The 9,137-nt window shown below is 64.8% G+C and carries 21 protein-coding genes; all 21 read left to right on the top strand.

All coding sequences use genetic code 11. From position 1 onward, the window contains the following. On the top strand, positions 1–121 hold a 121-nt coding region (gene tuf / locus H7841_15155), incomplete at its 5' end, for an elongation factor Tu (GenBank protein MEO5338212.1). Between the two features lie 65 nt (positions 122–186). Further along, positions 187–495 (top strand): 30S ribosomal protein S10, encoded by a 309-nt coding sequence (gene rpsJ / locus H7841_15150; GenBank protein MEO5338211.1) that lies wholly within the window; start codon positions 187–189, stop codon positions 493–495. A gap of 10 nt (positions 496–505) precedes the next feature. After that, positions 506–1,225: a 50S ribosomal protein L3 gene (gene rplC / locus H7841_15145; protein ID MEO5338210.1), complete on the top strand. Its 720-nt coding sequence runs from the start codon at positions 506–508 to the stop codon at positions 1,223–1,225. 6 nt (positions 1,226–1,231) lie between these two features. Then, positions 1,232–1,855, top strand: coding sequence for a 50S ribosomal protein L4 (rplD, locus tag H7841_15140; protein MEO5338209.1), 624 nt, complete (start codon positions 1,232–1,234; stop codon positions 1,853–1,855). Beyond that, complete coding sequence (locus H7841_15135; GenBank protein ID MEO5338208.1) at positions 1,852–2,160, top strand: 50S ribosomal protein L23; 309 nt, start codon at positions 1,852–1,854, stop codon at positions 2,158–2,160. The genes rplD and H7841_15135 overlap by 4 nt, the downstream gene beginning before the upstream one ends. A 10-nt stretch (positions 2,161–2,170) precedes the next feature. After that, positions 2,171–3,001 carry a 50S ribosomal protein L2 gene (gene rplB, locus H7841_15130; GenBank protein MEO5338207.1) on the top strand — a complete coding sequence of 277 codons (831 nt, stop codon included), beginning with the start codon at positions 2,171–2,173 and terminating at the stop codon, positions 2,999–3,001. 16 nt (positions 3,002–3,017) lie between these two features. Continuing rightward, positions 3,018–3,296 carry a 30S ribosomal protein S19 gene (rpsS, locus tag H7841_15125; GenBank protein ID MEO5338206.1) on the top strand — a complete coding sequence of 93 codons (279 nt, stop codon included), beginning with the start codon at positions 3,018–3,020 and terminating at the stop codon, positions 3,294–3,296. Between the two features lie 3 nt (positions 3,297–3,299). Further along, positions 3,300–3,680, top strand: coding sequence for a 50S ribosomal protein L22 (rplV, locus tag H7841_15120; GenBank protein ID MEO5338205.1), 381 nt, complete (start codon positions 3,300–3,302; stop codon positions 3,678–3,680). Next, positions 3,680–4,357, top strand: coding sequence for a 30S ribosomal protein S3 (gene rpsC, locus H7841_15115; GenBank protein ID MEO5338204.1), 678 nt, complete (start codon positions 3,680–3,682; stop codon positions 4,355–4,357). The genes rplV and rpsC overlap by 1 nt, the downstream gene beginning before the upstream one ends. A 31-nt stretch (positions 4,358–4,388) precedes the next feature. Beyond that, positions 4,389–4,808 carry a 50S ribosomal protein L16 gene (gene rplP / locus H7841_15110; protein ID MEO5338203.1) on the top strand — a complete coding sequence of 140 codons (420 nt, stop codon included), beginning with the start codon at positions 4,389–4,391 and terminating at the stop codon, positions 4,806–4,808. Between the two features lie 4 nt (positions 4,809–4,812). Continuing rightward, positions 4,813–5,013, top strand: coding sequence for a 50S ribosomal protein L29 (gene rpmC, locus H7841_15105; GenBank protein ID MEO5338202.1), 201 nt, complete (start codon positions 4,813–4,815; stop codon positions 5,011–5,013). A 20-nt stretch (positions 5,014–5,033) separates the two neighbouring features. After that, positions 5,034–5,270: a 30S ribosomal protein S17 gene (gene rpsQ, locus H7841_15100; GenBank protein ID MEO5338201.1), complete on the top strand. Its 237-nt coding sequence runs from the start codon at positions 5,034–5,036 to the stop codon at positions 5,268–5,270. A gap of 33 nt (positions 5,271–5,303) precedes the next feature. Beyond that, entirely contained in the window at positions 5,304–5,672 is a 369-nt protein-coding gene (gene rplN / locus H7841_15095; GenBank protein ID MEO5338200.1) for a 50S ribosomal protein L14, read from the top strand. Next, positions 5,672–5,995: a 50S ribosomal protein L24 gene (gene rplX, locus H7841_15090; protein ID MEO5338199.1), complete on the top strand. Its 324-nt coding sequence runs from the start codon at positions 5,672–5,674 to the stop codon at positions 5,993–5,995. The genes rplN and rplX overlap by 1 nt, the downstream gene beginning before the upstream one ends. 13 nt (positions 5,996–6,008) lie before the next feature. Further along, complete coding sequence (rplE, locus tag H7841_15085; protein ID MEO5338198.1) at positions 6,009–6,548, top strand: 50S ribosomal protein L5; 540 nt, start codon at positions 6,009–6,011, stop codon at positions 6,546–6,548. A 27-nt stretch (positions 6,549–6,575) separates the two neighbouring features. Next, complete coding sequence (rpsN, locus tag H7841_15080; GenBank protein MEO5338197.1) at positions 6,576–6,881, top strand: 30S ribosomal protein S14; 306 nt, start codon at positions 6,576–6,578, stop codon at positions 6,879–6,881. Between the two features lie 19 nt (positions 6,882–6,900). Then, a complete protein-coding gene (rpsH, locus tag H7841_15075; GenBank protein MEO5338196.1) occupies positions 6,901–7,299 on the top strand; it encodes a 30S ribosomal protein S8 in 399 nt (132 codons plus the stop codon). A gap of 35 nt (positions 7,300–7,334) precedes the next feature. Beyond that, positions 7,335–7,868 carry a 50S ribosomal protein L6 gene (gene rplF / locus H7841_15070; protein MEO5338195.1) on the top strand — a complete coding sequence of 178 codons (534 nt, stop codon included), beginning with the start codon at positions 7,335–7,337 and terminating at the stop codon, positions 7,866–7,868. A gap of 3 nt (positions 7,869–7,871) precedes the next feature. After that, entirely contained in the window at positions 7,872–8,234 is a 363-nt protein-coding gene (gene rplR, locus H7841_15065; protein MEO5338194.1) for a 50S ribosomal protein L18, read from the top strand. Between the two features lie 12 nt (positions 8,235–8,246). Beyond that, the gene (rpsE, locus tag H7841_15060; protein MEO5338193.1) at positions 8,247–8,936 is read left to right on the top strand and encodes a 30S ribosomal protein S5; all 690 of its coding nucleotides are present in this window, start codon (positions 8,247–8,249) and stop codon (positions 8,934–8,936) included. A 5-nt stretch (positions 8,937–8,941) separates the two neighbouring features. Further along, on the top strand, positions 8,942–9,133 hold the full coding sequence (rpmD, locus tag H7841_15055) for a 50S ribosomal protein L30 (GenBank protein MEO5338192.1): 192 nt from the start codon (positions 8,942–8,944) through the stop codon (positions 9,131–9,133). Positions 9,134–9,137 lie beyond the last annotated feature (4 nt).

Genomic DNA, 9,137 nt, shown 5'->3' with positions numbered 1-9,137 from the left:
CAACGTGACCATGCAGGTCGAGCTGATCGCTCCGATCGCCATGGACGAAGGCCTGCGCTTCGCCATCCGCGAGGGTGGCCGGACCGTCGGCGCCGGCGTCGTCGCCAAGATCGACAAGTAACCAGGGGTAACCGGCCGGTGTCCATCCGGACGCCGGCCAGCCAATGGAAGTGATTGGGCTGAAGCATGGAAAACCAGAACATACGCATCCGACTGAAAGCCTTCGATCACCGCGTGCTGGACCAGTCCGCGCGCGAGATCGTCGGCACGGCCAGGCGTACGGGCGCCCAAGTGCGCGGCCCGATTCCTCTGCCGACGCGCATCGAGCGCTTCACGGTGCTGCGGTCTCCGCACATCGACAAGAAGTCGCGCGAACAGTTCGAAATCCGGACCCATCGGCGGGTGCTGGATATCATCGATCCCACCCCGCAGACCGTCGACGCGCTGATGAAGCTCGATCTGGCGGCCGGCGTGGATGTGGAAATCAAGCTCTGAGGATGCCCCAATGCGGACTGGTCTGATCGCTCAGAAGCTGGGTATGAGCCGCATCTTCGCCGAAGATGGTACTCATCTGCCCGTCACCGTGCTGAAGGTGGACGGCCTGCAGGTCGTCGCCCAGCGCACCCAGGACAAGGACGGCTACACCGCCCTGCAGCTCGGCTGGGGTGCCGCCAAGGCCAAGCGCGTCGGAAAGGCGTTGCGTGGCCACTTCGCCAAAGCGAAGGTGGAGCCGCGCCGCAAGCTGGCCGAGTTCCGCGTGTCGACCGATAATCTGGTCGAAGTGGGCGCCGAGCTTTCGGCAGCGCATTTCATCGCCGGGCAGTTCGTCGACGTGACGGGCACCAGCATCGGCAAGGGCTTCGCCGGCGTCATGAAGCGCTATAACTTCGGCGGCCTGCGCGCCACCCACGGCGTTTCCATCAGCCACCGCAGCCACGGTTCCACGGGCAACCGCCAGGACCCCGGCAAGGTGTTCAAGGGCAAGAAGATGGCGGGCCATATGGGCGACCGCCGCGTCACTACCCTGAACCTCAAGGTGGTGGGCGTCGACGGCGACCGCGGTCTGCTGTTCCTGGAAGGCGCCGTGCCAGGCCACGAAGGCTCCTATGTCAAGGTGCGCGACGCGGTCAAGAAGGCCCTTCCCGAGGGCGTGCCGTTCCCGGCCGGCCTGAAGGCCGCCGCCGCCGACGCGGTGGCTCCCGAGGCTGAAGCGAGCAAGGAATAACCGGCCATGAAGTGCGACGTCATCAATCTCGAAAACAAGAAGGTCGGCGATATCGACCTGGACGAGGCCATCTTCGGTCTTCCGGTCCGCACCGACCTGCTGGCCCGCATGGTCAATTGGCAACTTGCCAAGCGCCGCGCCGGCACCCATAAGGTCATGGGGCGCAGCGAGGTCAACGGCTCCAACGCCAAGCCGTTCAACCAGAAGGGCACCGGCCGCGCCCGCCAGGGAACGAAGAAGAAGGCTCCGCACCATCGTGGCGGTGGCGCCTGCTTCGGCCCGGTCCTGCGCAGCCATGAACACGACCTGCCCAAGAAGGTCCGGCGGTTGGCCTTACGCACCGCTCTGTCGGCCAAGCAGGCCGAGGGTAAGCTGGTGGTCCTGGAGAGTGCCGTTCTGGCGGCGCCGAAGACTTCGGACTTGGTGAAGAAGGTCAAGGCCCTCGGTTGGAATTCTGTTCTGCTGATCGATGGCGCCGCCGTCGACGCGAATTTCGGCCTGGCCGCCGCCAATATCGTCGGGCTGGACGCGCTGCCCAGCCAGGGCGCCAACGTTTACGACATCCTGCGCCGCGATACCCTGGTGCTGACCAAGGCGGCGGTGGAGAAGCTTGTGGAGCGCCTGAAATGAGCCAGAACAAGATGAGCCTGGGCCGGATGTACGAGATCATCCGCAAGCCCATCATCACCGAGAAGGCGACCAGGCTGTCCGAGCACAACCAGGTTACCTTCGCCGTTCCTTTGGATGCCACCAAGCCGGAGATCAAAGCGGCGGTCGAGGGGCTGTTCAAAGTCAAGGTGACGGCGGTCAACACCCTCCGCACCGAAGGTAAGACCAAGCGGTTCCGGGGCCATCTCGGCAAACGCAACGACACCAAGAAAGCCGTCGTGACCCTGGCCGAAGGCCAGTCGATCGACATCACGACTGGCATTTGAGGGCTAGGCCATGGCACTGAAGCAATATCGTCCCACCACTCCCAGCCGCCGCGCTTTGGTGCTGGTCGACCGTTCGGATCTTTGGAAGGGCGACCCCGTAAAGTCGCTGACCGAAGGCCTGCGCAAGCACGGCGGTCGCAACAACACCGGCCGCGTTACCGTCCGCCACCAGGGCGGCGGGCACAAGAAGCGCTACCGCGTGGTGGACTTCAAGCGTCGCAAGTTCAACGTGCCGGGCATCGTCGAGCGGCTGGAATACGATCCCAACCGCACCGCCTTCATCGCCCTGATCAAGTATCAGGACGGCGAGTTGGCTTACATTCTGGCTCCGCAGCGTCTGAACGTCGGCGACACGGTGGTTTCGGGCGAGGCGGTCGATATCAAGCCGGGCAATGCGCTGCAGTTGCAGAACATTCCGGTCGGCACGGTAGTCCACAATGTGGAGATGAAGCCGGGCAAGGGCGGTCAGATCGCCCGGTCCGCCGGTACCTACGTGCAGCTGGTCGGCAAGGACCAGGGACTGGCGCAGCTCCGGCTGGCGTCCGGCGAACTCCGGGTCGTGCGGGCCGAATGCATGGCCACGGTGGGCGCGGTGTCCAATCCGGACCAGCAGAACATCAACTTGGGGAAGGCTGGCCGCAAGCGCTGGATGGGCGTTCGCCCGACGGTTCGCGGCGTGTCCATGAACCCCATCGATCACCCGCACGGCGGCGGCGAAGGCCGCACCTCGGGTGGCCGGCACCCGGTCACTCCCTGGGGCAAGTGCACCAAGGGCATGAAGACCCGCAACAACAAGCGGACGGACGGCCAGATCATTCGCCGCCGTCACCGCGGCAAGTAAGCGAAGGAGAGCGGTCGTGGCGCGTTCCGTTTGGAAAGGTCCCTTCGTGGACGGCTACCTTCTGAAGAAGGCCGAGACGTCTCGGTCGTCTGGTCGCAACGAGGTCATCAAGACCTGGTCGCGGCGGTCGACCATCCTGCCGCAGTTCGTGGGCATCACCTTCGGGGTCCACAACGGCAACAAGTTCGTTCCCGTGCTGGTGACCGAGGAGATGATCGGCCACAAGTTCGGCGAATTCTCGCCGACCCGCACGTTCCACGGCCATGCTGCCGACAAGAAGGCGAAGAGGTCTTAAACCATGGGCAAGAAGGCAACCCCGCGCCGGCTCCCGGATAACGCGGCCATCGCCAGCGCCGCCTACATCCGCATCAGCCCGCGCAAGCTGAACCTGGTGGCGCAGAGCATCCGCGGCCTGAAGGCCGGCCAGGCCCTGGCCGAGCTGACCTTTTCCAAGCGGCGTATCGCCCATGACGTCAAGAAGGTGCTGCAGTCGGCGATTGCCAACGCCGAAAACAACCACCAGCTGGACGTCGACAAGCTCTATGTCGCCGAGGCGACGGTGGGTAAGGCCGTGGTGATGAAGCGCTGGCACGCCCGTGCCCGCGGACGGGTCGGCAGGATCGAGAAGTTCCTGAGCAACCTGCGGGTGGTAGTGCGTGAGCGCGAGGAGACGGTGTAATGGGACAAAAAGTCAATCCGGTCGGGCTTCGGCTCGGCATCAACCGCACTTGGGACTCGCGCTGGTTCTCCGACTCGGACTATGCGCGCCTCCTGCACGAGGATCTTCGCATCCGCCAGTTCCTCAAGGAGAAGTTGGCCCAAGCCGGCGTGTCGCGGGTGGTGATCGAGCGTCCCGCCAAGAAGGCGCGGGTAACGGTCTATACGGCCCGTCCGGGCGTGGTCATCGGCAAGAAGGGCGCGGACATCGAGAAGCTGCGCTCCGACCTGACCAAGATGACCGGTTCGGAAGTGCACCTGAACATCGTCGAGATCCGCAAGCCCGAGATCGAGGCCCAGCTGGTGGCCGAGAGCATCGCCCAGCAGATGGAACGCCGGGTGTCCGTGCGCCGCGCCATGAAGCGCGCCGTGCAGTCGGCCCTGCGTCTGGGCGCGCAGGGCATCCGGGTGAACTGCTCGGGTCGGTTGGGTGGTGCGGAAATCGCCCGCGTGTTGTGGTACCGCGAGGGCCGCGTGCCCCTGCATACCCTGAGGGCCCATATCGACTACGGCGAGTCCACCGCCTTCACCACCTACGGCGCCTGCGGCGTCAAGGTGTGGATCTTCAAGGGCGAGGTCATGGCGCACGATCCCATGGCCATGGATAAGCAGGCCTTCGACCAGCAGCCGCAACGCTGACGCCGGCCTTTAGGAATCGAGGACAAGAGCGATGCTGAGCCCTAAGAGGACAAAGTACCGCAAGGCCCACAAAGGCCGCATCAAGGGTGCCGCCAAGGGCGGGACGGTGTTGAATTTCGGTGCCTATGGCCTGAAGGCCACCACGCCGGAACGCATCACGTCGCGCCAGATCGAGGCGGCCCGCCGTGCGCTGACCCGCTGCATGAAGCGAGCCGGCCGCGTGTGGATCCGCATCTTCCCGGACGTGCCGGTCTCTACGAAGCCGGCGGAAGTCCGCATGGGTTCCGGCAAGGGCGCTCCCGAATACTGGGTGTGTCGCGTCAAGCCGGGCCGGATCATGTTCGAGGTGGACGGCGTGCCGCGCGAGGTGGCCAAGGAGGCTTTCGCGTTGGCCGCGGCGAAGCTGCCGGTGCAAACCCGGTTCGTCACCCGCCTGGGCGATGAGGAGTAAGGCGATGAAGGTCACCGATCTGCGGACCAAGACCGACGACGAGCTGAAGGATTCGATCCGCAATCTGCGGAAGGAAGCTTTCAATCTTCGCTTCCAGCGTGCCTCCGGGCAGTTGGAGAACACGGCCCGGGTGCGCCAAGTGCGGCGCGACATCGCCCGCATCAAGACGGTTCTGGGCCAGCGCCGCGTTGCGGCGAAGGCCTGAGGAAAAAGGAAGAGAGAGCCATGCCGAGGCGAGTGCTGCAGGGCGTCGTGACCAGCGACAAGATGGACAAGACCGTGACCGTCATGGTCGAACGTCGAGTCATGCATCCGGTCTACAAGAAGTTCATCAAGCAGACCAAGAAGTATGCGGCCCACGACGAGGCCAACGCCTGCAAGGTGGGGGACGTGGTGAAGATCCGCGAGTGCCGACCCATCTCCAAGCGCAAAACCTGGGAGGTGGTCTCCGACGAAGTTTAAGTCGGGACCAGAAGGACTGGAAGGAACAAGACCATGATCCAGGTCGAAACCAACTTGGATGTCGCGGACAACTCCGGCGCCAAGCGCGTGCAATGCATCAAGGTGCTCGGGGGCTCGAAGCGCAAGTACGCGACCGTCGGCGACATCATCGTCGTCTCGGTCAAGGACGCCATCCCCCGTGGCCGCGTCAAGAAGGGCGAGGTGTTGCGTGCCGTCGTGGTGCGTACCACCAAGGACATCCGCCGCAACGACGGCACGGCGATCCGCTTCGACCGCAATGCGGCGGTGCTGATCAACAAGCAGGGCGAGCCCATCGGTACTCGTATCTTCGGACCGGTGACGCGCGAACTGCGTGCCCGCAAGTACATGAAGATCATTTCCCTGGCGCCCGAGGTGCTATGATGGCGACGAAGGTGAAAATCAAGAAGGGCGACCGTGTCGTCGTCCTCGCAGGCCGGAGCAAGGGCAAGACCGGTGAAGTGCTGAAGGTCATGCCCCAGGACAACCGTGCCATCGTACAGGGCGTGAATATGGTCAAGCGCCATACCCGCCCGACGCAGGCCCAGGCCGGCGGCATCGTGGAAAAGGAGGGGACGATCCACGTCTCCAACTTGGCCCTCATCGACCCCAAGAGCGGCAAGCCTACCCGCGTCGGCTACAAGACGCTGGAAGACGGGCGCAAGGTGCGCGTGGCGCGCCGCTCTGGCGAAGTCATCGATAGCTGAGAGGATGCGCGCCATGGCACGCCTGCGCGAGGTATACGAAACGCAAGTCCGCGAGACCCTTCAGAAGGAGTTCGGCTACCAGAACCCCATGGAGGTGCCGAAGCTGGACAAGATCGTGATCAACATGGGCGTCGGCGAAGCCGTCGCGGACCGCAAGAAGGTCCAGACCGCCGCCGAGGAACTTGCCCTGATCGCCGGCCAGAAGCCGGTGATCACCAAGGCCCGCAAGTCCATCGCCACCTACAAGGTGCGTGAAGGGATGATGCTGGGTTGCAAGGTGACGCTACGCCGTGAACGGATGTACGAATTCCTGGATCGGCTGGTGAATATCGCTCTGCCGCGCGTCCGCGACTTCCGCGGCGTCAACGGCAAGAGCTTCGATGGCCGTGGCAACTACGCCATGGGACTGAAGGAGCAGATCGTCTTCCCGGAAATCGACTACGACAAGGTCGATGAAATCCGGGGTATGGACATCATCATCTGCACGACGGCCAAGACCGACGCCGAGGCGAAGGCGTTGCTGAAGGCTTTCAACATGCCGTTCGCCAACTAACGGCTTTGTGGGACGGAGACGGATCGAATGGCTAAGACGAGCGCCATCGAGCGGAACAAGAAGCGGGAACGCTTGGTCAAGAAGTTCGCTGCGAAGCGGGCGAAGCTGAAGGCCTTGGCCAAGGACACCAATTTGTCGCCGGAAGACCGGTTCGCGGCGCGGCTCAAGCTTGCCGAGCTGCCGCGCAATTCGGCGCCGGGGCGGGTGCGACTGCGGTGCGAGCTGTCGGGACGATCCCGCGGCAACTACCGCAAGCTGAAGCTGTCCCGTATCGCCGTGCGCGACCTGGCCTCGATGGGCCAGATCCCGGGCATGGTCAAGGCCAGCTGGTAGGAACAAGGGAGCACTACAGATGTCGATGACCGATCCCTTGGGCGATATGCTCACCCGCATCCGCAACGGACAGCAGGCACGCAAGCCGACCATAGAGGCTCCGGCCTCGAGGCTGCGCGCTTCGGTGCTGGACGTGCTGCAGCGGGAGGGTTATATCCGCGGCTACTCCGAACATCAGGTGCGCGACGGGGTGCGGGAGTTCACCATCGAACTCAAGTACCAGGAAGGCGCCCCGGTGATCCAGCGGATCACCCGCGTCTCGACGCCGGGTCGCCGGGTCTACTCCAAGATCAAGGACCTGCCGCGGGTCTACAACGGGCTGGGTATTTCCATCCTGTCCACGCCGCGGGGCGTGCTCTCGGATGCCGAGGCGCGCGAGCAGAACGTGGGCGGCGAAGTGCTGTGCCAGGTCTTTTGACCGGGTGCGGTGGGTGAAAGGATAGGGCAGGAACCATGTCGCGCATCGGCAAGCACCCCGTGAAGATCCCCGGCGGCGTGACCGTCGAGGTCAGGGGCAACACAGTCGCCGTGAAGGGCAAGCAGGGCGAACTCGCCCACGCCTTCAACGACGACGTCGAAATCACCAGCGGCAGCGGCGAGGTGATCGTCAAGCCGCGCACCGACTCGTTGCGTTCCCGCAAGATGTGGGGAACTGCGCGCGCCGTGATCGGGAATATGGTCAAGGGCGTCAACGACGGCTTCACCCGCAACCTGGACATCAACGGCGTTGGCTACCGCGCCGCGATGCAGGGCAAGGACCTGGTGCTGCAACTCGGCTACAGCCACGAGGTACGCTATCCGGTTCCGGCCGGCCTGACCATCGTCTGCCCGGACCAGACCCATATCGTCATCAAGGGTGCCGACAAGCAGAAGGTGGGACAGGCGGCGGCGGAAATCCGCTCCTACCGCGGTCCCGAGCCCTACAAGGGCAAGGGCATCAAGTATGACGACGAGACGATCCTCCGCAAGGAAGGCAAGAAGAAGTAAGCCATGGCCAACGCGAATCAGCAGATCGAGCGCCGCAAGCGGCGCAACCGGTACAATCTCAAGCGCCGTGCCAATGAGCGGTTGCGCTTGACCGTGCACCGTTCCGGCAGGCACATCTACGCCCAGATCATCGACGATATGAAGGGCGTGACCCTGGCTGCCGCCAGTTCCATGGACAAGGAACTGCGCGCCAAGCTGAAGACCGGGGCCAACAAAGAGGCCGCCACCGAAGTCGGCAAGGCCATCGCGGCGCTTGCCGTGGCCGCCGGTATCAAGGAGGTCGCCTTCGATCGCGGCGCCTATCGCTTCCATGGCCGGGTCCAGGCCCTGGCTGATGCGGCCCGCGAGGCCGGTCTGTCGTTCTAAGGAGCTGAACCGATGTCGAATAACGAAGCCAACGCTCCCGGTTCCCGTCCGCCGCGCCAAGCGCGGGGTGGCCGGGGAGGCCGCGAGCCGCGCGAAGGCCGCGAGGGCCGCGAGGGCCGGGGGCGCCGCGACTCCCACGAGTCGCGCGATTCCCGCGACCGGGGGGGCGAGGGCGATGTCGAGCTGATCGACAAGCTGGTCCATATCAACCGCGTCGCCAAGGTGGTCAAGGGCGGTCGCCGCTTTTCGTTTGCCGCCCTGGTGGTGGTGGGCGACGGCAAGGGCCGGGTCGGCTTCGGTACGGGCAAGGCCCGTGAAGTGCCGGAAGCGATCCGCAAGGCCACCGATCGCGCCAAGCGCGCCATGGTCCGCATTCCGCTACGCGAGGGCCGCACGCTGCATCACGACGTTCAAGGCCGCTACGGCGCCGGCAAGGTGGTGGTGCGGGCGGCTCCGGCCGGTACCGGCATCATCGCCGGCGGTCCGATGCGTGCCGTCTTCGAGACGATGGGCGTGCAGGACGTGGTCGCCAAGTCGATCGGGTCCGCCAACGCCCACAACATGATCCGTGCCACCTTCGATGCGCTCGGCAACTGCATGTCGCCGCGCACCGTGGCGACCCGCCGCGGCAAGAAGGTGGGCGAGATCGTCTCGCGCCGGGGCGGCGGTGCCGCCGCCCAGGCCGCTGCCGCCAAGGAGTAAAGGCCATGGCCGCCAAGAAGACCGTAAAGGTGACTCAGGTGCACAGCCCCATCGGGCGGCGCAACGATCAGCGCGCCACCCTGATCGGGCTGGGGCTGAACAAGATGCACCGCACTCGCGAGCTGGAGGATACTCCGGCCGTGCGCGGTATGATCGAGAAGGTCAAGCACCTGCTGCGGGTCGAGCAGGCCGGCTGACTCC

Origin of the sequence: Magnetospirillum sp. WYHS-4, assembly GCA_039908345.1 — a bacterium.
Lineage (GTDB): Bacteria > Pseudomonadota > Alphaproteobacteria > Rhodospirillales > GLO-3 > JAMOBD01.
This window is presented reverse-complemented; position numbering and strand designations above follow the sequence as displayed.